Genomic DNA, 22,005 nt, shown 5'->3' with positions numbered 1-22,005 from the left:
TCCTACAGCATTTTGTCAACCATTTCCAGTACGGCTTTTCCAAGAGCCTGTGATTTTTCGTCCGCATCGGACAGTGAGGTTCCCTTGATTCCATAATAGAACTTAACCTTTGGCTCAGTTCCGGAGGGCCTTACGCATACCCATGCATCATCTGTGAGGTCATAGTAGAGAACATTAGAGCTTGGAAGGCCGGTAGGGGTAACTTCCCCTGTTTCCAGATCTGTGATGGTATCTCTCTTGTAATCTCTTGCTGATACAACCTGATATCCTCCGATCTCTGTAGGCGGCTCCTTCCTCAGCGTATCCAGAATGGACTGGATCTTAGCCAGTCCTTCAATTCCCTTTAAAGTGACAGACTGGATGTCATCCTTGTAATATCCATATTTCTCATACATATCTATCATGGCATCCCAGAGGGTTTTGCCCTGTGTCTTATAGTAAGCCGCAGCCTCACAAAGAGCCATGGAAGCCACAATTGCATCCTTATCTCTGGCATAGGTACCGATAAGGCAGCCGTAGCTCTCCTCAAAACCGAACAGATACGTTCCTCTTTTATTTTTCTCAAAGCCCAGAATCTGCTGGCCGATATATTTGAATCCGGTCAGAACCTCAATTAAACGGATATCATAGTGTCTGGCAATTGCATTGGCCATATTAGTGGTAACTATTGTCTTTATCAGTGCACCGTCCTCAGGCAGGCCCTGGAGCTCCTTCTTTTGGCCAATCTCATATTCCGCCAACAGGCAGCCGGACATGTTTCCTGTAAGTGTGTGATATTCTCCGGTCCTGCTGTCCTTTACCCGCACGCCCAGGCGGTCTGCATCAGGGTCAGTGGCCAGAACAATATCGGCATCCATTTCCTTTGCCAGCTTTAACCCCAGTTCAAAAGCTTCCTCAGCCTCCGGATTGGGATAGCTCACCGTTGGGAATTCTCCGTCCGGGAGTTCCTGCTCTTTTACCACATATACATTGTCAAAGCCCAGTTCCTTTAACACCCGTCTCACAGGAATGTTTCCGGTTCCGTGCAGAGGGCTGTACACTATCTTAAGTTCCCCGGCCATCTGTGAAATGGCATCCATATGCAGTACCTGGCTCTTCAGCTCCTCCATGTAGGCATCGTCTATCTCTTTGCCGATCACCTCATAAACACCTGCTTCTATGGCATCCTTTTCATCCATGGTCTTTACATTATTGTAATCCGTAACTTTTTTCACTTCGCCCATAATTCCGGCGTCATGGGGAGGCGTAATCTGCGCGCCGTCCTCCCAGTATACTTTGTACCCGTTATATTCCGGAGGGTTATGGCTGGCTGTAATATTGATACCGGCTACACACCCCAGTTTGCGCACTGCATAAGAAAGCTCCGGAGTCGGCCGCAGGGATTCAAAAATATAAGCCTTAATTCCATTGGCAGCAAGGCAAAGGGCAGCTTCTTTTGCAAACTCCGGGGACATGCGGCGGGAATCATGAGCAATCGCTACGCCTTTTCCTTTCGCCCCCACAGATTCAATATAGTTTGCCAGCCCCTGTGTGGTCTTCCTCACCACATAGATATTCATGCGGTTTGTACCAGCACCAATTACCCCGCGAAGCCCTGCGGTACCGAACTCCAGATCCATATAAAAACGTTCTTTAATTTCATTTTCATCTTCAGCAATTGCTTTCAATTCTGCTTTCGTTTTATCATCGAAATACGGATTATCCAGCCATTCTTCATACAATTTTTTGTAGTCCATATTCTTGTACCTCCCTGCAATAATGTTTTTTCTATTATAGCAGATTCAGGTAATAATGCCTAGTTTTTTCCCCGCATTTTGCACATTTCCTCTAAAAACCCCAGCCAAACCCCCTTCTGAGCGATAAGCGTATCCAGTTTTTCCTCGCTTTTTTGGGAGACCCAGGCCTTCTTGTGATTGTAATAATAATTGGCCAGCTTCCAGAATTTTTCAGGATATGCAAACCGCAGTCTCAGATTATCAAGCTCCATGCCGGACAGCGGCCTTTCCTTATTGTATTCCTCCAGCATTTGTTTTCCCAGTTCCTTATCCCAGTTATGCTTCTCCAGAATTTTTCTCATAAACTGGTAGAGATCTGCTGTCTGGATGTCGTAATTCCACTTGTCAAAATTCGTTACTGCAATTTTCTGATTCACGAACAGTACGTTATGCTGGTTAAATTCCCCGTGGCAGATATCCCCTCTGGACATCGCATCCTTCCTAAGGGTATCATAATCAGACGCAATCAGCTGGCGGATCACTTCTTCCCCCTGAGCCAGATACCATCCCACGCTTTCCAGATAGCGGAGTTCAAACCTGTTCTTCTGGCGTTTGCTGCGGATAAACTTCTGGATCTTTCTCAATTCAGCATTATGTCTCCCGTATTCCTGAAGCAGGGATTCCTTTACATAATTCTCCTCCACAGGCATGTGCATAATTTTATGTAAACTAGCCAGAGCTTTAATGCTCCTCAGTATATCCTCTTTCGCCTTTGTATCACATTCCCTGCCCTCATACCAGCGCCTGAGATAATATGGGATATTATCCTTATCAAAGGACACCAGCTGCCCTTCCTGATTTGCGTACACAGTGTCAATCAGCAATTCGCCTGCCTCCAGCTGTCTCTGCAGAACTTCCTGCTGCACCAGCTTTTTCGCAGACCCCTGGAATTCCTTGATCAGCACAAGTCCCTGCTGGGTATTACAGATGAGGGATCCTCTCCCCCGGTATGTATTAGTCGCTGTTAAATCATACTGCTCCAATATACTTAACCCACGGTCATACACTTATGTTCATCCCCCTTTATTTTGCGTCCTTTTTATTTTATGAACCCCGGAGCACAAAAATGCCAAAAGGGGACGTGTTCCTTCTACAAAGAACACGTCCCCTTTTGACTTCAGGGTGTCCCATATTCAGTTTGACCTGTCCCTTTTTAGGTCTTCCTTCATTACCTGAAGAAGGAAGTCTCTATCATTCTTCTCCGGTTCCTCCAACACCAGTTCAAGGAGCCGGTTCAGTTCTTCCCCAATTGCCCTTCCCGGCTTCATACCGCACTGTATCAGATCCCTGCCTGACACTGCCAGATCCTTCAGGGATACGCATTGTTTTTCTTCTATTATATGCCGGTACATCTCTTCTACTTCATCCAGACGTCTCAGCTTTTCTTCCTGCTGATAATTGCTTTGGGCCAAAGCGTCTGCCCTCTGCACTTTTAATAGGTATGGGTATAGTTCCTCCCCGACTTTGTTCACAGCCCTGCGCACTGCACGATATTTGGGCTGTACCCAGTAATCGTGCCATTTCACCAGCCTGCTTACTTTTGCAATGGTATCATTATCGAATTTCAGACGGCGGAGGATCTCTCCGGCGAGTTTTTCTCCCACTGCGTTATGGGTCTTAAAATGATCGATCCCTTCCTCATCGGTTGTTTTTACCAGGGGCTTTCCCACATCATGAAGAAGCATGGTAAGCCTTAATACTTTATTGTTTTCCACATACTCCATTGACTTGAGCACATGCTCTCCCACCGAATACTTGTGGTGAGGATTGTTCTGATCGGTTCCCATCATACTGTCGAATTCCGGTAAAAACTGCTTTGTCATCCCTGTGGAAAAGGCCTCCCCCAGCATTTCCGGATGATCTGATACAATGAGCTTTACCAGCTCCGTCTGTATTCGCTCCGCGCTGATTGCCTTCAAGTTCGGCGCCAGAAGTTTAACCCCTTCTCTTGTCCGGGACTCTATAGAAAACCCCAGCTGGGCAGAAAACCTGACGGCCCTCAGCATACGCAGAGCATCTTCCTGAAACCGTTCCAAAGGTTCCCCCACACAGCGGATTCTCTTCTTTTCCAAATCTCCCATCCCGTCAAAGATATCGATCAGCCCGTCCCGGTGATTATAAGCCATAGCATTTATGGTAAAATCACGGCGCTTTAAATCTTCTTTCAGACTGGGAGTAAAAGTCACTTCCAGGGGATGCCTGTTGTCTTCGTACGCTCCGTCAATCCGATAGGTTGTCACCTCAAAGCCTTCTTTTCCGATCATAACTGTCACAGTGCCGTGTACCAGCCCTGTGTCTACCGTTCTTCCAAATATTTTTTTAACTTCCTCAGGCCTGGCCGACGTAGTGATATCCCAGTCATCCGGAATTCTACCCAAAATCGTATCCCGCACACACCCTCCCACGGCATACGCCTCGTATCCGCAGCTGCTGAGTGTTTCGATGATAGATTCAACCTTCCTGGGCATCTCTATCTGCATTCATTCACCTCCTTATGAAAAACAAGGAAACAGCTATTTTCAATCTCTGCTTCCATTGAAAATAGCTGATTCCCACACATGTGCCCACGGGCACTTTCCTTGACTAAACGGTAAAACGAATCTCCCGCCCTGTTCTGCTGTATTTATAATACCGCACACCCGCGGCATCCATCATGCGCTTTGACGCAACGACGGAGGGGGTATCTGCATATTTGTCATTATCATAGACCACAGTTTTAATTCCTGCCTGGATAATCGCTTTGGCACACTCATTACACGGGAATAAGGACACATACAGCTTGGCCCCTTCCAGGCTTCCCCCCCGGTAATTCAGTATGGCATTCAGTTCACTGTGGGTTACATAGAGGTATTTTGTATCTGAGGGTTCTCCTTCCCTGTCCCAGGGGAATTCATCATCTGAACATCCTCTGGGAAAACCGTTATAGCCCATGGACAATATTTTATTGTCCGCACTGACAATGCAGCACCCCACCTGAGAATTCGGATCTTTTGAGCGCATCCCGGCCAGTTTGGCTACCCCCATAAAGTATTCATCCCATGAGATATAATCTGTTCTTTTTCCCTGCATCACAGCCCTCCCAGCTTACTTGGTACCGAATATTCGATCTCCGGCGTCTCCCAGTCCCGGCACTATGTAGCCGTGTTCATTCAGGTGATCGTCCAGGGCACCTACATAGATATCAACATCCGGATGGGTTTCCTGTAGTTTCTTGAGTCCCTCCGGCGCGGCTATGAGACAGAGGAAGCGGATATTCTTTACCCCTTTCTCCTTTAACATGGCGATGGCAGCCACAGCGGAACCTCCGGTTGCCAGCATAGGATCCACTACAAAGACCTCCCGCTCGCTGGAATCTGCCGGAAGCTTGCAGTAATACTCTACCGGCTCCAGCGTATCCGGATCCCGGTACAGGCCGATGTGCCCCACCTTCGCTGCGGGTATCATGGCAAGCATCCCCTCCACCATTCCAAGTCCTGCCCTTAAAATCGGTACAACCGCCAGTTTCTTTCCCGCCAGCTGCATAGCCTTTGTCTTTGCCAGGGGAGTCTCAATCTCAATCTCCCGAAGCTTCAGATCCCGTGTTGCCTCATAAGCCATAAACATAGCTACTTCTCCAACCAGTTCCCGGAATTCCTTTGAACTGGTGCCTGTCCTGCGGATAATACCAATCTTATGCTGAATTAAAGGGTGTTCCATCACCATTACCTTTGCCACAACGCTTCCTCCTTTGTCTATAGAAATGCTTATTTTTTATTCCTCTTCGGATTCAATTAAGTCAATTCTCCTCTGATGTCTCTCTGCATGGGAAAATTCAGTATTTAAAAATGTATCTACAATCTTTACAGCAAGGCCGGGGCCTACTACCCTTCCGCCCAGCGCAAGAACATTGGCATCGTTATGCTGTCTGGTGGCTTCCGCACAGAAACAGTCCGTACAGAGGGCCGCGCGGATCCCGGGCATCTTGTTGGCTGCGATTGAAATTCCAATTCCCGTCCCGCAGATAATAATTCCTTTCTCACATGTTCCGTCTAAGATAGCATGTCCAACCTTTCTGGCATATACAGGGTAATCCACTGCCTCTGTACTGTCACAGCCGAAATCCTTAAAGGGGATCTCCTTCTCGCTGAGATATTTAATAATTTCCTGTTTTAATTCGTAACCTCCATGGTCACATCCTAAAGCTATCATTCTAGTATTTCCTCCTCACATAGTTTTATTACCAGTTCCTCCATCAACCCTTTGAGTACTTCATAAAATAAACCGTACTCGATGAGCGGAGCCCCATAAAGTGCCCTCAAATCCCCGCTGTGTCCCAAAAACTCGCGCACCGTATACACATGCTTTAAATTGCTGTATTCCTGAAACACCTTTTCTTTCTGACTGTCTTCCATCGTCAGTAGCAGCACACCGGATCCATCTCCAATGTCATCCTGTGTCAGCGGTTTTGACATATGTTTCTGTGAACCATATCCATTGCTGATTAAAATCGCCTCTGCCTTCTGATTCATAGGTTCCGGAAAAAGGACCACAAGTCCTCTGGAGTGTATGGAAATAGGGTAATCCATTTTCATAGATTTTAATACTACCTCCGCCATAGGGCTCCGTGTGGTATCACTAGAGTCCACGAAGATAATTTTCTGATATTGATTCATTCGCCTTGCTCCTTACACATAAATGATTCGGTGACCGGCAGCTTTCAGCAGCCGGTTCATAATTGCCTGTCCCATCTGGGGCGTCCGGAATGATTCAGAAAATATAAAGTCCACATCTGCCTCATCAAATTCCCGCAAAATGCCAAATAGATGCAGCGCAATGCTTTCTTCTTCTTTTCTTGTGCCAATGCTTTTCACCACATCCGCCCGATACTGACCGGCAGTTTCATCTGTCCCGATAATTCCCACTCTTGCACCTTGTCTCCGGAATTCGTCAGTTAATTCATTAATTCTGCGAACCACCAGGGTGCTTTCACCCTCAACAATCGTAAGCTCAGCCTTAGGGGCGTAATGCCGGTATTTCATCCCCGGGGCTTTTGGCTTTACGTTTTCATCTGTAATCAGAAGTCCTTTGTCCATCTTCACTCTGCCGACAATCTTTTGGATCATCTCCTGGTTAATATAACCCGGTCTTAAGATAACCGGTACCTCTTCGGTGCAGTCCACAATTGTAGACTCCAGACCAATCCCTACCATGCCTCCATCCACAATCATATCAATCTTCCCCTGAAGATCTTCAATTACATGTCTGGCCTCTGTGGGGCTTGGACGCCCTGACGTATTGGCGCTGGGGGCAGCTATAAAACCGCCCCCAGCCTGTATTACCGCCATGGCAACAGGGTGGCTGGGCATACGTACAGCTACGCTGTCCAGCCCTCCCGTGGTTTCATAAGGCACCTTACTGCTCTTTTGAAGTATCATAGTCAGCGGGCCCGGCCAAAATGCATCTGCCAATGCCTCAGCCTGCCAGGGAAATTCAGAGGTAATCGTGTTCAGACTGTCTGAATCCGCAATATGAATGATAAGGGGATTGTCTGACGGCCTTCCTTTCGCCCGGTATATTTTCCCGGAGGCTTTTGGATTCAGCCCATCTCCTCCCAGGCCATATACCGTCTCCGTCGGAAAGGCTACCAGTCCGCCTCTGCGGAGTATTCTCCCTGCTTCTTCTATCACATGCCGATCCGGATCCTTAGGATCCACAGTTACTATTTTTGTCTCCATCTCGTACCTCTTATCACATGATACCCAATGGCACCTGTAAATACATGTCCATCGGGCAGGCATACGGCCTTCGCCGTATGCTAAAGTATACTCCTTAACATTATACCACCAGATTAGGCAAAGTAAAATATTTTTTTCCGCGTTGGGGAAATCCGTGTCCCCTGTCTCCAAACTCCCTGAAACTTATGGATTCACAATATTTCGGCACGCCTTTCCTTCCAGCAGGTCCAGAGCGTTGCACAGAGCAATATCCAGCATCTTTTCTGTAGCCTCTCTGGTGTTGGCCCCTATATGAGGCGTGATATATGCATTGTCCAGTGTAAACAGCTTATCCCTGCCGGGCGGCTCATTCTCCATAACATCTGCTCCGTAAAATTTTAGTTTGCCGCTGATCAGCCCATCATATACTGCCTCATGATCCACTAAAGCCCCCCTTGCCGCATTAATCAGTCCTGCTCCGTCTTTCATTAGGGCAATGGTCTCACGGTTAATCATATGATGTGTCTGATCATTGGCCGGCATATGCAGAGAAATAAAGTCACTTCTGGTCAGAAGTTCCTCCTCCGTAACCTGCTGTATCCCGTTTTCTCTGCAAAATTCCTCCCGGGAGAGAATATCGTTGGCTAAAATATTCATGCCAAATGCTCTCAGCCGCAGGGCTACTCCTCTTCCGATAGCGCCAAGCCCCCAGATACCAATCGTCTTCCCCTTCAGCTCTGAGCATTTTTCTCCGGCCTTCCAGCAGTATTCTCTGCACTCTGACACATGATCGGGTATCTTTCTGGCACAGGCTAACAGCAGGCCAACGGTGAGCTCGGCCACAGAATCCGAATTGGCGCCGGGAGCATTGCACACTGCAATTCCCCTCTCTTTTGCCGCCGCCACATCCACCCGGTCATATCCCACAGCAGGTCTGGATATAATCTTCAGGCATTCGGGCAGCTGTTCAATGACATCTCTCCGCATCCAGTCCGTCCCTGTGATCAGCGCATCTGCTCCCTGTACAAATTCCAGAAGCTCATCCTGTGTGAGATTCTGGGATTTGCTGAGAACAACATCTGCCATTTGTACCGCCCGTATCCAGGTCGGATGTTCTTCCGGAAGCTTCGCGTAGTGGCAGGTAATTGCAATCTTCATAAAATTCCCCCTTTTTCCTATGGGTTTCTCGGCTACGTACTTTATTATAAAGAAACTTTATTGTCATTTTAAGTTGTTTACCCTCTTTTTTGTAGACAATAATTATTTTATTTATATATTGTCTATTTATTGCCCAGATATTCCAAAACCCCCTGGCATACAGCTTCCGCGACCTTATCCTGATATTCTTTTGTCTGCAGTTTTGCAGCTTCATCCGGATTCGTCAGAAACCCGCATTCTACTATAGTAAGAACACCCTCACTCTTCTTTAACAGATAGTAAGTACTGTTGCCTTTCTCAACCCTGGGCCGGGCAACCTCCAGATATGTATTCAGCTGATCCTGGATGGATTTTCCCAGCTTTGCCCCCTCTGCAGAGTGTGTAAAATAAAAAACCTGGGGACCGCAGACTGATGCATCGGGATAACTGTTCTGGTGGATGCTGATTGTCATAACCGGCTTTTTCTCTTTGATCAGATTGCATCGGTTCTGCATATCCTGAACTTTTTTATTATTAGTATTTTCCTCGTAAAGACCTTCATCTTTGGTTCGGGTCATTACAATGGTGTAGCCTTCTTTCTCCAGTTTTTTCTTTACTTTCTTAGCAATCTGAAGATTGATATCTTTTTCTTTCAGCCCTCCGATTCCGATAACCCCAGGATCGATTCCTCCGTGTCCTGCATCTACCACTATAACTTTTGCATCCTGTGCCAGCTCCTTACTGACTAGCTCAGCCCCTTCTTTTGACAGAAAAAATGCCCCTACCAGTAGAAGAACCGCCATCAGAAGCTCAATTGCCTTTTTTCTCATAATGAGAAGCTCCCTTAAAGCATATTCTTTAAAGTATATGCTTTAAGGGAGCTTCTAATAATCCCAATCTTCCGGCTCTAGTCTTCCAAATCATCATCCAGGTCATCACCCAGCATACTTTGAATTTTATTCACCAGCTGGTCATTAATCTCATCTTCCGCATCGTATTCATCCAGGTCTGCAATACTGTCCAGGGCATCCATTACCTCCAGCTCCTGGGTGTCCCCCAGATGTACCTCTTTTGCCTTCTCCTTCTCTATCTCATGTATCTCCAGCTCTTCCATCGGGTGCAGGAGATCCACGTCCCGCTCATCCTCAATGTCCTGCAGCGAAGTAGGCATCGTGCTGATGATCTGATGCACCTCTTTATAAGAGGCCATAAAACGTTTTTGAGCCTGATTGATCAGTTCCACAATGCCGTTCATCTCATCCTGAACCGCAAGGTATTTTTTCTTGCCCTCAACCAATTTATCGTCAATCTCAGACTGCACAGAATCTACCCGCCGTTTTGCCTCTTCCTCAGCCTGAGTGATAATTTCCTCGCTCTTCCTCTGCGCTTCGGCAACCATATCTTCTGCTTTCACCTGAGCCTCAAATACCAGCCTTCCAATACTGTCGTAACGTTCAATATATTTCTGGTATTTGTTATGTATCTCCTCTTCCAGCCTGGCCTGCTGGGCATCCTTTAACTCCAGGCGCTTAATCAGCTCTGCTATCTTGGCGTCCTTAGCCTCCAGCTCTTTCTTCAGCTTGGCAAGCCTTGATGCAGAATCGTCCTTCAGCTTCTGCACCTGCTCCAAAACATCCTCTTTATCAAAGCCTCCCATGATTGTAGTCTTAAACATTTCCTGTTCGCCCATATACTCCACCTCTTTCTTCTGACTCCCGGTATCCTAATTCACATATTTACTGATTAAATCCCAGACACTCGGGCGTTCCAATCCAAGTTTCCACTCTGCAACCCCGGCCAGCTCATACTGCTGTATCAGCTTCAGTTTTTCTTCCAGCGACTGTTCGTCCTCCAGCCATATCTTATAGGTCGCATCCTCCGTGGAAAGTTCACCGTAATTCTGACCGGACTCCTTATCCCAGAAAGTTTCAATCTGATTCTCGCTGATATAAGCAGATGCCTGATCCATTGCCATTACTTCACTGGTAACCTCGCTGCCGCTGTCCGGAACCTTCCACAGTCTGGTGTAAAACGGAATTCCGTTAATCACCCGGTCTGCCGGCACTTCTTCCAGCGTTTTTTCAATTCCCTTCTGCACAAAAGGAAGAGATGCCACCGATCCGGCCTCCTCATCACCTTTAAAATGCTCATCGTACCCCATGATGATCACATAATCTGCCACTACTCCCTGTTCCCTGCGGTCATAAAGCATCGTATAATTCTCAGGAACGGGATTATCTATGGATAATACCAGACTGTTTTTTCTGCACTGAATGGAGAGTTCTCTGATAAACTGTATAAAGTGAGGCCCCTCTTCCTCTTTCAGACTTTCAAAATCAACATTAATCCCGGCAGCCCCCGCCCCAAGAACAGCCTGTACCAGATTATTTATGAGATTCTGTCTGGAGGTTGTGTGTGACAGTACTTCATACGTACTCATCTCTGTATTAAAATTATCTACCAGCGCCCACACTTCCATACCAAGCTGCTTTGCCGCAGCCACATAATTGGCATCCGCAAGGGAAGTAATATTCCCGGCGTTATCACTCACAGAAAACCATGTGGGGGATATTGTATTCACTCCTTTCACATTGGCTACTGCCTGTGTCAGACCGTCATTGGCAGCCTGGGAGGTAACCTGGTGCCACAGAAGGTTAATCTTATAGTCCCTCCTCTGACTAGTGTACTCCGGTGCTGTGTATCCTGAAGTTGACTCAAGACTTTTATTCTCCGGACTTCCTATATCTTTTTTCCGCACATAGCCAATAAACCCGTCCGAAGAGGCTACCTTACTCCACTCTTCCAATTCCTCCAGAAGGATCATCGTGTCCCCTTTGGCCACATGGGTCAAAATCTCGCTTTTAATCCCGCCTCTATAACGTATCACTGTATCATCGCTGGCCGTTACCTCGGATACCGCTCCCCATTGATACCGAATTACAACTTTATTGGGAGATTCATACTGCTGAACATCCATGTCCGTATATTGCTTTACAAAATCAAGGGCCAGATACCCCTCCTCCCCTTCTTGTTTAAAGATCACATAATCTACGGACTGTTCCTGACCCGATACCTGATAGGTATTGCCATCTATAGAAATTGTTATAATATCCGTAGGAGTGGTATATAACAATTTGTTCTCATTCTTATCCCAGTAAAACCGTTTGTTCAGCGTACTGCTCACGGTTCCATAATCCAGATATACTTTTCCGTCAATTAACTTTCCTTTTTTCTCACTTACCGCATCCTGCAGTATCACTGCCACATCATCACTGTTTTCTACCTTATAATATGTACCCGCATCCATCTCCTTATCCGACGGCGTGTGTTTCTTAATCGTCATCGTTACAATGCCGACCAATGCTACAACTACTACCAGCAGCATAGCAACTAAAATCGGTATTACTTTTTTCTTCATTATGTTTACCTCCTGCTTTCCGTACCATTATAACATATTTTTAAATTTCGTCATTACCTTATTCGACATTTTATGTTTTTTTCATACATCTAAAAAAATTACGGCTTTTTTCCCATATCATACCAAAATGCCTCCGCTGCGCAGACATATGATTCTGCAGGATACAGATATACTGGCATCCCTCTATGGGAAACACCCCTTTAGCAGGCACAGAAATCGGCGCAAGTCCCCAGCCGCGATCCAGCCATAATTCGCAGAAGAAAAGCAGTACCCCGGTTCAGATAAGCGGCCTTTCAGCTGTACTGTGGGACCTTATAGACTAAAAGGCCGCTTTCCTTATGTATTATTTAGTTTTTACAAAATCAAATTCCAGCTTCTCAATCTCTCCTTTCTCATTTTGGACATAGTCCCGCATGTAGACTCCGTCTTCAGCAATCTTGTGGGCCTTTTCAATCTCCCTGGGCGTGCTGGCCTTGCCGTCCAGCCACAGAGAGATTCCCTTGCTTTCATAATACTTTAATTCTTCACGGAGAGTTTCCGTCTTTTTGGAACGTTTTTTCCCCATACTTTTTACGGATAACCAGCAAAATTGTGATATATTATAAGCTGCAGCTACCCCTTCTCCTTTCTGAAACAGCTTTACCGAAAAGCGTCAAATATGATTAGAAAAGACAAGGATTCTGCAGTATGCTTCTATTACTATAAATCTTTGTTTTGGGAATCTAAGAACAATTGAATCTGTTCATTCTTTTGCGGCAGAGACACCGCATGATTGGAATACAGAACTTTTTTACTTACATGGGAATACTATTATCTGCTGTTATCTTTAGCGACCACATCCTTTCCTGTGAAAATGATGTGCAGTTTCCCTGACTTTTCTTATGGTTATTATATCTTATTTTGAGGGGATTGCAAGAGGTTTTGTAAAAAAATATAGTTTTGTGTATGTGAAGTTCGGGGTTATGTAGGCGGGAAGCAGAGTGTCGCAGACGGACGGATATAGAAGGGAGCACCGGGGAGACAGGGCCAGGGGCCGGGGGATAGGGACCAGTCAGCTCGAGGCTCCGTTCCCCTAAGCTAAGTCCTACCAGCTGCTAAACTCGTCAGGAAAGCCTTCCTCGTTAATCAGCTGGTGGACTGGATCTTCGGCTCACTCCGCTTAACCTCCCTGACTGGTCCCTATCCCCCGGCCCCTGGCCCTGTCTCCCCGGTGCTCCCTCCTATATCCTGGTTGAGACTCACTTCACATTCACGGAAAACGGGTGGGGAAGGTCGGGAGTTGTACACTTTTCCTCTACTTATTTCTCACTATTGGCGACTTGATGTTTGGGATAAACTGCCAAAAATCTCCCCCTGGAACTTCCCTATACCCAGGTGAGAGGAATCTTGCGGCGGGGGGCTGGCCGGTTCGGGCGGGAGGGAGGCTTAAGTTCCGCGGACGATTCCGCAGGAGTGACTAGAGAGTCTTTGGCAAAACCGGGATTCACGCTGGAGATTTTTTCGGCAGTCCAGGCCGAAAAAAAGTGAGCATGGGCAGGGAATGCACATAAAGCATTCTTTGCACATACGAACGGTGCTCCGGCGGGGATTCCGGTTTTGTCTTAGACTCTCTTCACGACGGAGGTGTCCCCGGAACTTAAGCCTCCCTCCTGTCCGAACCGGCCAGCCCGCCGCCGCGGGATTTCTTTCACCGTCCCCCGCCACCACATACACTCCGACTTGAATCACTTTAAGCTGAAGTCCAAGCGCTACACTCCTAAATCCCAATTTTCCATTTTTACGAAAACTCTCCAAAATTCTTTACATAAACACACTTGGTAGTATATAATATAAAAGGAAGACCAGAACTTTTTACGGTTTTTAACATAGATTAATAGATAGGATGTGATTATAATGAAGATAGAAAAAATCAACGATAACCAGATTCGCTGCACACTTACCCAGGCTGACCTGGAAGACCGTCAGATTCATTTGAGTGAACTGGCCTATGGGACAGAAAAAGCAAAGACTCTGTTTCGTGATATGATGCAGCAGGCTAATTTCGAATTTGGTTTTGAGGCTGACAACATCCCTCTGATGATAGAAGCAATACCTGTTACACCTGACAGCATTATTTTAATCATAACAAAAGTAGAAGATCCGGAGGAACTGGATACCAGATTTTCCAAATTTGCCCCATTTTTAGAGAATGGAGGTTCGGAAGAAAGTCCTGTAGAATTTGAAGGTGCGGACGATATCCTGGATATCTTCCAGAAGATTTATGAAGCTAAATCCAAAGCACTGAATAAAAAGAAATCCTCCAAATCCGATGCTAAGGTTACCCCTGAAGTACCCATTAATCTGGTAAGGGAATATCAGTTCTCCAACATTGATCTGGTAATAGCCGCCTCCCATGGTCTGAATCATTTCTACAAAGGAGATAATTCACTCTATCAGGATCAGCGTACCGGGAATTATGTTCTGATTATCCATCAGTCCGGCCACTCGCCGGAAGAATTCAATAAGATATGCAATATTCTGTCGGAGTATGGAAGGGGCAGGTCTTTTACATCCGGAGGCGAGGCATACCTGGTGGAACACGGAGATTGTATCCTTTCCAGAGATGCACTCCAAAAACTTTATCATTTGTAAAATATCTAAGGGCCGCAGAGCTTTCCTCTGCGGCCCTGTTTTGGCATATACCGGCAGCCTTCCGCAAAAATAAGGCCGGGAACATCTCCCGGCCTTAAAAATCAGCTTTTTATAAATTTATTTGTTTGCCAAAAAATCATTGATCTGACTCTCTAATGTGTCTGCGTCAATGCCGTGTACCATGGCAGCCTCTGCCAGAGATTCTCCCTGTGCGGACGGGCATCCGATACAGTGCATTCCTGCTCTCATAAGAATCGGAACAATATTTTCATCAAGCTGGATCAGCTGTCCAATTGTCATTTCTTTTGTGATCTGCATTGGTCATTTCCTCCTTCATTGGTTTTGTCCTATCATTATAATACCATTTTAGATGATATTCAACCACTTTTGGCAACATCCCGTTTTCTTTACGGTTTCCATGGATTTCCTTTACCAATTGTTTAGAAATTTATACTTGTATTCTAATACTAAATAGTTTAAAATGACTCTAGAAACTAATCTAAGTTTTAACGAAAATGAGGGATAAGGAGGATAATACATATGGCATACGTAATTACAGACGAATGTGTAAGCTGCGGAACATGCGAAGGCGAATGTCCTACAGAAGCAATCAGCCAGGGCGATGACAAATATGTAATCGACGCTGATGTTTGCGTAGACTGCGGAACATGTGCAGAAGCTTGCCCTACAGACGCTATTGTAGAAGGCTAATATATTTTAACTAACACAACAGAGGATTAGGCATAATGTCTAATCCTCTGTTTTCTATATCCAGCTGCAGTCCCGAAATGCCAGGATTTCCTCTTTTAAGTTCTCCGGGATAGGAATCTGGGAAAAGCCCTTCAGGTGGGCATCGCGCCCTTCGGTTATCAACACGCAGCTCCCCCGCTCCATAGCAATATTATGCCACATCATGGCAGGCACATTATAAGTAATTCCCTCTCTCAGAGGTATTAAGCCGCTCTCATGGGCAGCACTGTCATAGATAATCAAAAATGCTCTTCCCCTTACAAGTGTAAAAGTCTCATCTGTAAAATCGTGCTGATCCAGCTTTTCTAACGCTTCCGGTTCCTGTTCGGGGGTATAATTAAGCTGTGCCAGCTGCCAGTTCTCCGTGAGTACCAGGGGTTTGTATCCATACCCCTCATGATACAATGGTTCTAATCTCATTCTGCATCCTTTCTGACAGTATGTTTATTCAGTCTGTAAAATCTCCAGATATTCTCTGCTCCCATATTTTCTCACTGCTTCAACCATCGCCGTCACGTTCTCGGGTTTTGTATTCGCTCCCAGTGCACAGCCTGAGCTTACAATAATCCCTCTGCCCCGGGTAGCCTCAATAATCTTTTTCACCTGTGCCTCTACCTGGACCGGTGTCCCCAGATACATAGGATCACTGGGATTGATATTCCCCATGAGCACTGTATTTTCCGGAACCAAAGCACGCGCTTTCCCCATGTCCACTTTCCAGTCAACCTCCAGGATACGGGCTCCCGTATCCCCCATTTCTTTTATAATACCCGTGGTATCTCCGCAGATATGGATGGCATAGGGATGCTCCCTTGACTGTACCTCATCGACTGCCATTTTCTCCCAGGGAGATGCAAACTTACGGTAGGCAATGGGAGAGATTAGATTTGGACTGGCATATGCATCTCCCATACTTGCAGCATGGGCTCCGGCTTCCAGCTGCGCCTTTGCAAATCTCACATGAGCCTTTGTTGTCCAGGCCAGCGCATGCAGTATCACTTCCTCATCCTCTGTAATTAAATCTTCCATAAACTGCTGGGCACCACGAAGCAGGCACAGAAGATTAAAAGGTCCCTGATCTGCTCTCCCAATAATAAAGCATTCATCCCCTGCCTTTTCAGCAATGCGTTCTGTCACCTCCAGCCATTCCGGAAGCCTGCCGTCCCGAAGAGGATCCGGTAGAGAAAGGCCGTCTATTTCCCTGAGGTCTCTGAGCACAGGTTCGCTGTCCTTGACTACTGCAACATTATCCTCTCTGTATACCACACTGGCCCCGCATGCCTCTGCCAGTGAGGCGTCGTCCACATCAATTATGCAACCGTCATATCCGAATCTCTCCCGGCTGTTCAGATGGCATTTTGCCATAATATCCGGCTTTCTGTTGATCTGCCCTATGGAATATCCATCCATTTGGGCAGCAAACATAAAGCTCTGAGGAAGCACCGGCAATCGATCCGGAATCTCTCCTCTCAGAACCGCTTGGATCCGTTGTAGAGAATTCATAGCATATATCCTGCCTTTCTTCTATTTTTCATAATATCCATATTTCTCCGCAAGTTCATTTACTCTGCGAATCCGTTCAAAAGATGCACCTGGTACGACCTGATCGCCCACAGCCAGAACACTTCTGCCGTCACGGCACATCTCTTCAATAAGCGGAATGACAAATTGGTCAAATGCCTCATCGCTGTAATCCGGAGTAAAAAATCCACCCGGGATTCCGCCCCACAGAATTGCCTTTTCATTGGCAATATCCCGCATCTGGGAATACTTCATATCTCCCACCGGATAGGGGGTCAGTCCCTCCACAACATCAAAGCCGGCCTCACAGACTTCTGTAAGCAGAGGATTTACAGTGCCGTCCAGGTGAACGAAGGAGTACTTTCCAGCCTTCCGGATTCGATCGGTCCATTTTCTTGAATAATCAAATGCATATTTCCGATATAGATTCCTGCCAATGGAACCGGAAGAAAGATTATCAGGGATCATAATGCATTCACAAGGCGCTTTCAACGCAATCTCACAGGCCTCCCCATGCTTTTTTTCCATAACTGCTATGGTTTCTTCCCACTCCTCCTCGGCATCCATAATCATATAAGTTACAGATTCTATTCCCGCCCGAAGGGCAATCATCTCCATAATAGGGCATTTCGGCATATAAACCAGCACAACCCCCTGTTCCCCTACGATCTGTGTCCTTTCCTCGGCCAGCTTATAGTTGGGTTCATAGAACGTATGCTCATAAAGATATCTTACTTTTTTCAGATCCTCTTCGTCCTTTACCATATGAATCCTGGGACCCCAGCTGTGAGTGGTAAACACATATTCCCATACCTCCTGCATATCTCCGTACGGGGTCTTAACCGTGGTTGTTCTGGTTGTCCCCTTAAGCTCTGTCACAACTTCCACTCCGTCGTATACTGTGTCAAAGGGAAAATATCCCTGGAGATAAAACCCCACATTGAGATCCCGGTGCAGTTCCATCAGGCCTTTGCCGTGAAACGGAGCCGCAAGCCCCTGGCTTAATATCTCCCGTTCTTCCAGTGACTGGTCTCTCAGATATTTCTCAGGCATAATTTTTTCATCATTTAAATAGTCGATCCAATAAGCCAGATCTCCGCACCATGGAATTCGGTCTATTTTCTCTCCCTTAAGCATTCCTAAAATTCTTTCTCTCGCTGTCATACTCCTGCTCCTTTACTCCACTTCAGGTAAGTGTAATGAATATTTTCTATACTGCTTCACCGTCTCTATCATTATAAAAATTCTGTCTGCTGCCTGTGAGCCATAACAGTTAAAAATTGTTCTCTTCCATTCATAGACACTCTCCTTTTATGTCCTTGCCTGGATGGCACTGGAAAGCAGTTTCTCCTGTGTTGCCTCCTCTGCGGTATATTCCCCTACTATCCGCCCTCCCCGCATGACATAAATCCGGTCACAAACGCCCAATATCTCCTGCATTTCCGAGGACATTACCACAACTGCAAGCCCGCTTCTGGCCAGTGAATCCAGCAGTCCGTAGATCTCCGCTTTTGCTCCGACGTCAATCCCTCTGGTCGGCTCATCCACAATTAATACCTTCAGGTTCTTTTTGGCCAGCCATCTGGCAATCAATACCTTCTGTTGATTTCCTCCTGACAGATTCACGATCAGCTGTTCCCGGTCAGGTGTCTTTATCCGAAGCTCTTCAATCATGCGATCCGTAATTTCTCTTTCTCTGGCACCTTTGATGACACCTTTTACAGAGCACCCTTCCATAGAAGAAATGGTTGTGTTCTTCTTTATGCCAAGATTGGGAAAGATTCCCTCGTCCTTTCGGTCCTCCGGTATAAATCCCATTCCCATTTTTACCGACTTTTCTTTAGAATTTTTTCCAACAGGTTTTCCGTAAATCTCTACAGTACCCTTCAGGCGGGGATCCTCCCCATAGACAGCCTTTGCCAGTTCCGTTCTTCCCGCTCCCATCAGGCCGCTGAATCCCACAATCTCGCCTCTTTTCACGTAAAAGTCAATATCCTTTACCTTTTCTGAGGTTAATCCCTCCACCTTAAGAGCGATTTCCTCTTCTGCACAATTTGATCTGCGGAACATTTCGTCCAGCTTTCGTCCTACCATAAGGTTAATCAGCCTGTCCTCCGTAGACTGACTGTCCTCCAAGCACTGAATAAATTCCCCATCCCTCAGAACAGTAATCCGGTCGCAAATTTCCAAAACCTCATCCAGCTTGTGAGAAATGTAAAGAATGCCTACCTTTTGTTCCTTCAGTTTTTTTACAATATGCAGTATAATTTCTATCTCCGTGGGAGCCAGGGCAGAGGTTGGCTCATCCATAATAATGACTCTGGGGTTCATAGATATGCTTCTGGCAATCTCTACCAGCTGTTTCTGGGCAATACTCAGATATCCTACCTTCCGTTTGGGATCTATCGACAGCCCAAGGCGCTCCAGGATAGTCCTGGTATCCTCATATAACTTTTTCCATCTCACAGTGCCTGCTGCGGTTCTTGGAAGACGTCCAAAATATATATTTTCTGCAACACTCAAACTATCCACCACATTCAGTTCCTGATACACCACAGCAATCCCCGACCGTATAGCATCGTTTGGGCTGTGAATCTGAGCCGGCTTCCCTTCGATGAGGTACTCTCCCTGGTTTGCCGTATGATAGCCGGCCATTACTTTGATAAGAGTTGACTTTCCCGCCCCGTTCTCTCCTACCAGTCCGTGTACCTCCCCCGGATAAACAGAAAGGGAAACGTCTCTCAGCGCATACACACCAGGAAAGGTTTTATGGATATGATTCAGCTGTATATATGGTTTTTGTTCCATACTGCACCTCCTGGTTTATTTGTTGTCAGTCTCTGCAGCAAATCTGGCCTGGGTTAATTTCCTGGTTGTCTGCATCTTCCGCCGCTCGTCAATATAAACCGCCAGTATAATCAGCACGCCCCGCATGATATCCTGCCAGAAGGAGGAGACATCCATCAGCACCATCCCGTTCGTCAGCACATACAGAGTCAGCACTCCAATCATAGCACCTCCCAGGCTTCCCCGTCCTCCGGACAGGCTCACACCGCCTATGATTACCGCCGCAATGACTGTCATTTCAAATCCGGTACCTGCAGTAGGCTGCCCTGAGGCCATTCTGGCACTTAGGATCACTGCCGCAAGGCCTGTCAGCATACCGGATATGGTATAAGTAATAATAATAATTTTATTCACCGGTATACCGGCCAGAGCCGCAGACCTCTGATTTCCTCCAATGGCATAGATGTAGCGGCCGTAAACCGTATGATTAAGAATGAAATAGAAAATAATGACCAGCACAAGTAAAATAATTACCGGGATGGGAATGGCACCGATCCTTCCAATCCCTATCTGCATATATGTTTTGTTAGTGGCCTGAAAAGAAACGGCATTGGTAGTTACGAGCGCCATGCCACTAATAATAGACATGGTACCCAGGGTACAAATAAGAGGAGTAATGTGCATCTTCGTTATGATCAGACTGTTAATAAACCCTACGGCAGCCCCCACTGCAAGTCCGGTAAGGACCGCTATGCACACACTGTCTGTCCGGTTCAAAGCCACAATAGCCGCGACTCCTGCAAGGCCCTGGACAGAACCAACCGAAAGGTCGATTCCGCCCAGCAGGATTACCATAGTCATCCCGATGGCACAGATTCCAATCTGTGAGGCCTGCCGCAGCACATTGATAATGTTGCCGCTGGTGAGAAACTTATCACTTAGCAGAGACATGAGAATACAAAGCGCCAATAATGTTAGAATCAGCGTAAATTGTTCATGTTGAAACACGTGCGACAACTTTTTCTTCTCTTTCATACGTCAGCTCTCCTTACTTCTGAAGCAGCGCATCAATAGCTGCAAACTCTGTGGTGTACGTTCCGTCACCGTTGTCTTTATAAAAATCCGCAAAATTATCTTTTGTTATTACTGTAGTCGGTATGGAATAAACCTCGGGAACCTCTTCTTTTGCGGCTGCCATCTTTGCCACATCAACTATAGCTGCCCCTACATAATCAGGAAACATAGCAACTGCAGCCTTGTACGGAGAGCCGGACAATAGAGCATCTCTTCCCACACTGCCCTCAAACCCAAATCCAAGCACTGTGAGTGCGCTCTCATCCAGACCGTGTTCCAGATATGCGTTCATGGCCCCTGTGGAGGAGTTATCATTAATGCCGAATATTACATTTACCTCCGGGTGGGCCGTCAGTGCATCCGTAGCTACCGCCAGAGAGTCCTCTTTCGTTCCGTTGCCGTCTACCTCCTGTGCCACAGTATAAGCCGCACCTGCTTTATCCAACCCTGAGAGAAATCCGTCTACACGATCTCTGCAGGCTTCATAAATGGGCTGCCCGACAATCAATATGTTCATCTCTATGCTATTATCCTTGGCATATTGGGCCATCCACTCACCAATGTGCTCTGCCGCATCAAAATCTGTAATTCCTACAAAACTGGTCATTCCGTCAAACTTGCTGGACTCTGCAATCAGGGGAATCCCAGCCTCTTCAGCCATAACAACCACAGAATTCAGAGCCGCGGGATCCACAGGGGTAATAATCAGCGCATCCACTCCCTGATTGATATAATTTTCCGCGTAGCTAATCTGTTTGCTGGAATCCATAGCTGCATCTGAGATAGAAAGTTCTACCTTCTTTTCCTCTGCCCTTCTCTCCGCTCCGGAGCATATATTCTGATACCATTCATGGCTCATATTACTTACGATGTAGCCGACTTCATATGTCTCCTCTGACGAAGCATCTTCCTTTTTCTCCTTCCCGGCATCGGCTTCCTTTTCTTCTGTCCCGGTATTCTCCGCCGGTGCATCCTCTTTTTTATCCCCGCATCCCATCAGTAACCCAGAAACCATAACCGCCGTCAGAACGAAAGAAATCCATCTTTTCTTCATATTTTTCCTCTCCCTTTACATTTTTCATCTTAATTAAGTATTTTCCTTCTCTTTCAACATATTGCACAGCATATCAATTGCAAAGGCTCCTCCTCTCCGAATAAATTTGTAAATTAATTCCAATTTCAAGTGCAATATTGTTTTTTTATTGTTGACTTTCTACAA

Annotated in this window: 22 protein-coding genes; 2 read left to right on the top strand and 20 right to left on the bottom strand. The window is 46.4% G+C overall.

Translation table 11 applies throughout. The features are described from left to right. Positions 1–2 precede the first annotated feature (2 nt). From BUA56_RS11105 to BUA56_RS11045, 13 genes are all read right to left on the bottom strand, one after another. Positions 3–1,736 carry a phospho-sugar mutase gene (locus BUA56_RS11105; protein ID WP_072851675.1) on the bottom strand — a complete coding sequence of 578 codons (1,734 nt, stop codon included), beginning with the start codon at positions 1,734–1,736 and terminating at the stop codon, positions 3–5. Positions 1,737–1,795: 59 nt separating this feature from the next. Next, the gene (locus BUA56_RS11100) at positions 1,796–2,782 is read right to left on the bottom strand and encodes a protein kinase family protein (RefSeq protein ID WP_072851673.1); all 987 of its coding nucleotides are present in this window, start codon (positions 2,780–2,782) and stop codon (positions 1,796–1,798) included. A 126-nt stretch (positions 2,783–2,908) separates the two neighbouring features. Further along, complete coding sequence (locus tag BUA56_RS11095; protein ID WP_072851671.1) at positions 2,909–4,255, bottom strand: CCA tRNA nucleotidyltransferase; 1,347 nt, start codon at positions 4,253–4,255, stop codon at positions 2,909–2,911. A 103-nt stretch (positions 4,256–4,358) separates the two neighbouring features. Further along, positions 4,359–4,844: a deoxycytidylate deaminase gene (locus BUA56_RS11090; protein ID WP_072851669.1), complete on the bottom strand. Its 486-nt coding sequence runs from the start codon at positions 4,842–4,844 to the stop codon at positions 4,359–4,361. A 15-nt stretch (positions 4,845–4,859) separates the two neighbouring features. Continuing rightward, positions 4,860–5,489 (bottom strand): uracil phosphoribosyltransferase, encoded by a 630-nt coding sequence (gene upp / locus BUA56_RS11085; protein ID WP_072851667.1) that lies wholly within the window; start codon positions 5,487–5,489, stop codon positions 4,860–4,862. 36 nt (positions 5,490–5,525) lie between these two features. Next, positions 5,526–5,963, bottom strand: a complete 438-nt coding sequence (gene rpiB, locus BUA56_RS11080; RefSeq protein ID WP_072851665.1) for a ribose 5-phosphate isomerase B — start codon at positions 5,961–5,963, stop codon at positions 5,526–5,528. Further along, complete coding sequence (locus BUA56_RS11075; protein ID WP_072851663.1) at positions 5,960–6,427, bottom strand: arsenate reductase/protein-tyrosine-phosphatase family protein; 468 nt, start codon at positions 6,425–6,427, stop codon at positions 5,960–5,962. The genes rpiB and BUA56_RS11075 overlap by 4 nt, the downstream gene beginning before the upstream one ends. Before the next feature lie 12 nt (positions 6,428–6,439). After that, positions 6,440–7,489, bottom strand: a complete 1,050-nt coding sequence (locus BUA56_RS11070; protein ID WP_072851661.1) for an L-threonylcarbamoyladenylate synthase — start codon at positions 7,487–7,489, stop codon at positions 6,440–6,442. Positions 7,490–7,672: 183 nt separating this feature from the next. Then, on the bottom strand, positions 7,673–8,626 hold the full coding sequence (locus tag BUA56_RS11065) for a phosphoglycerate dehydrogenase (RefSeq protein WP_072851659.1): 954 nt from the start codon (positions 8,624–8,626) through the stop codon (positions 7,673–7,675). A 122-nt stretch (positions 8,627–8,748) separates the two neighbouring features. Continuing rightward, positions 8,749–9,435 carry an N-acetylmuramoyl-L-alanine amidase gene (locus BUA56_RS11060; RefSeq protein WP_072851657.1) on the bottom strand — a complete coding sequence of 229 codons (687 nt, stop codon included), beginning with the start codon at positions 9,433–9,435 and terminating at the stop codon, positions 8,749–8,751. Positions 9,436–9,512: 77 nt separating this feature from the next. Beyond that, entirely contained in the window at positions 9,513–10,295 is a 783-nt protein-coding gene (locus BUA56_RS11055) for a coiled-coil domain-containing protein (protein WP_072851655.1), read from the bottom strand. A 33-nt stretch (positions 10,296–10,328) separates the two neighbouring features. Continuing rightward, positions 10,329–12,023: a glycosyl hydrolase family 18 protein gene (locus BUA56_RS11050; RefSeq protein WP_072851653.1), complete on the bottom strand. Its 1,695-nt coding sequence runs from the start codon at positions 12,021–12,023 to the stop codon at positions 10,329–10,331. Between the two features lie 343 nt (positions 12,024–12,366). Beyond that, positions 12,367–12,588, bottom strand: coding sequence for a hypothetical protein (locus tag BUA56_RS11045; RefSeq protein ID WP_072851651.1), 222 nt, complete (start codon positions 12,586–12,588; stop codon positions 12,367–12,369). Between the two features lie 1,328 nt (positions 12,589–13,916). Between BUA56_RS11045 and BUA56_RS11040 the strand changes: the two genes are divergently transcribed. Then, entirely contained in the window at positions 13,917–14,654 is a 738-nt protein-coding gene (locus BUA56_RS11040) for an adaptor protein MecA (protein ID WP_072851649.1), read from the top strand. Positions 14,655–14,771: 117 nt separating this feature from the next. On the opposite strand, the gene BUA56_RS11035 is transcribed toward BUA56_RS11040, so the two are convergent. Beyond that, a complete protein-coding gene (locus BUA56_RS11035; RefSeq protein ID WP_072851646.1) occupies positions 14,772–14,972 on the bottom strand; it encodes a DUF1858 domain-containing protein in 201 nt (66 codons plus the stop codon). Between the two features lie 222 nt (positions 14,973–15,194). Here BUA56_RS11035 and BUA56_RS11030 point away from each other — a divergent pair, with 222 nt between their 5' ends. Then, the gene (locus BUA56_RS11030) at positions 15,195–15,365 is read left to right on the top strand and encodes a DUF362 domain-containing protein (RefSeq protein WP_072851643.1); all 171 of its coding nucleotides are present in this window, start codon (positions 15,195–15,197) and stop codon (positions 15,363–15,365) included. 54 nt (positions 15,366–15,419) lie between these two features. Here BUA56_RS11030 and BUA56_RS11025 read toward each other — a convergent pair whose 3' ends face one another. The 6 genes from BUA56_RS11025 to BUA56_RS11000 form a co-directional block, all read right to left on the bottom strand. Continuing rightward, on the bottom strand, positions 15,420–15,824 hold the full coding sequence (locus BUA56_RS11025) for a cupin domain-containing protein (RefSeq protein ID WP_072851641.1): 405 nt from the start codon (positions 15,822–15,824) through the stop codon (positions 15,420–15,422). A 24-nt stretch (positions 15,825–15,848) separates the two neighbouring features. Beyond that, positions 15,849–16,907, bottom strand: coding sequence for a uroporphyrinogen decarboxylase family protein (locus BUA56_RS11020; protein WP_072851638.1), 1,059 nt, complete (start codon positions 16,905–16,907; stop codon positions 15,849–15,851). Positions 16,908–16,928: 21 nt separating this feature from the next. Beyond that, positions 16,929–18,089, bottom strand: a complete 1,161-nt coding sequence (locus tag BUA56_RS11015) for a uroporphyrinogen decarboxylase family protein (RefSeq protein ID WP_072851635.1) — start codon at positions 18,087–18,089, stop codon at positions 16,929–16,931. Between the two features lie 147 nt (positions 18,090–18,236). Further along, positions 18,237–19,733 carry a sugar ABC transporter ATP-binding protein gene (locus tag BUA56_RS11010; RefSeq protein WP_072851632.1) on the bottom strand — a complete coding sequence of 499 codons (1,497 nt, stop codon included), beginning with the start codon at positions 19,731–19,733 and terminating at the stop codon, positions 18,237–18,239. A gap of 15 nt (positions 19,734–19,748) precedes the next feature. After that, positions 19,749–20,747, bottom strand: a complete 999-nt coding sequence (locus BUA56_RS11005; protein WP_072851629.1) for an ABC transporter permease — start codon at positions 20,745–20,747, stop codon at positions 19,749–19,751. Between the two features lie 13 nt (positions 20,748–20,760). Further along, a complete protein-coding gene (locus BUA56_RS11000; RefSeq protein ID WP_072851626.1) occupies positions 20,761–21,840 on the bottom strand; it encodes a sugar ABC transporter substrate-binding protein in 1,080 nt (359 codons plus the stop codon). Positions 21,841–22,005: the final 165 nt, after the last annotated feature.

The sequence above is a fragment of the Lactonifactor longoviformis DSM 17459 genome (assembly GCF_900129135.1).
Classification (GTDB): Bacteria; Bacillota; Clostridia; order Lachnospirales; family Lachnospiraceae; genus Lactonifactor; species Lactonifactor longoviformis.
This window is presented reverse-complemented; position numbering and strand designations above follow the sequence as displayed.

Bases quoted from the DNA above. Each gene is read 5' to 3' on its own strand.
- BUA56_RS11105 (WP_072851675.1), bottom strand. From the start codon at position 1,736: ATGGACTACAAAAAATTGTATGAAGAATGGCTGGATAATCCGTATTTC.
- BUA56_RS11095 (WP_072851671.1), bottom strand. From the start codon at position 4,255: ATGCAGATAGAGATGCCCAGGAAGGTTGAATCTATCATCGAAACACTC.
- BUA56_RS11090 (WP_072851669.1), bottom strand. From the start codon at position 4,844: ATGCAGGGAAAAAGAACAGATTATATCTCATGGGATGAATACTTTATG.
- rpiB (WP_072851665.1), bottom strand. From the start codon at position 5,963: ATGATAGCTTTAGGATGTGACCATGGAGGTTACGAATTAAAACAGGAA.
- BUA56_RS11075 (WP_072851663.1), bottom strand. From the start codon at position 6,427: ATGAATCAATATCAGAAAATTATCTTCGTGGACTCTAGTGATACCACA.
- BUA56_RS11070 (WP_072851661.1), bottom strand. From the start codon at position 7,489: ATGGAGACAAAAATAGTAACTGTGGATCCTAAGGATCCGGATCGGCAT.
- BUA56_RS11065 (WP_072851659.1), bottom strand. From the start codon at position 8,626: ATGAAGATTGCAATTACCTGCCACTACGCGAAGCTTCCGGAAGAACAT.
- BUA56_RS11060 (WP_072851657.1), bottom strand. From the start codon at position 9,435: ATGAGAAAAAAGGCAATTGAGCTTCTGATGGCGGTTCTTCTACTGGTA.
- BUA56_RS11055 (WP_072851655.1), bottom strand. From the start codon at position 10,295: ATGGGCGAACAGGAAATGTTTAAGACTACAATCATGGGAGGCTTTGAT.
- BUA56_RS11050 (WP_072851653.1), bottom strand. From the start codon at position 12,023: ATGAAGAAAAAAGTAATACCGATTTTAGTTGCTATGCTGCTGGTAGTA.
- BUA56_RS11045 (WP_072851651.1), bottom strand. From the start codon at position 12,588: ATGGGGAAAAAACGTTCCAAAAAGACGGAAACTCTCCGTGAAGAATTA.
- BUA56_RS11040 (WP_072851649.1), top strand. From the start codon at position 13,917: ATGAAGATAGAAAAAATCAACGATAACCAGATTCGCTGCACACTTACC.
- BUA56_RS11035 (WP_072851646.1), bottom strand. From the start codon at position 14,972: ATGCAGATCACAAAAGAAATGACAATTGGACAGCTGATCCAGCTTGAT.
- BUA56_RS11030 (WP_072851643.1), top strand. From the start codon at position 15,195: ATGGCATACGTAATTACAGACGAATGTGTAAGCTGCGGAACATGCGAA.
- BUA56_RS11025 (WP_072851641.1), bottom strand. From the start codon at position 15,824: ATGAGATTAGAACCATTGTATCATGAGGGGTATGGATACAAACCCCTG.
- BUA56_RS11020 (WP_072851638.1), bottom strand. From the start codon at position 16,907: ATGAATTCTCTACAACGGATCCAAGCGGTTCTGAGAGGAGAGATTCCG.
- BUA56_RS11015 (WP_072851635.1), bottom strand. From the start codon at position 18,089: ATGACAGCGAGAGAAAGAATTTTAGGAATGCTTAAGGGAGAGAAAATA.
- BUA56_RS11010 (WP_072851632.1), bottom strand. From the start codon at position 19,733: ATGGAACAAAAACCATATATACAGCTGAATCATATCCATAAAACCTTT.
- BUA56_RS11005 (WP_072851629.1), bottom strand. From the start codon at position 20,747: ATGAAAGAGAAGAAAAAGTTGTCGCACGTGTTTCAACATGAACAATTT.
- BUA56_RS11000 (WP_072851626.1), bottom strand. From the start codon at position 21,840: ATGAAGAAAAGATGGATTTCTTTCGTTCTGACGGCGGTTATGGTTTCT.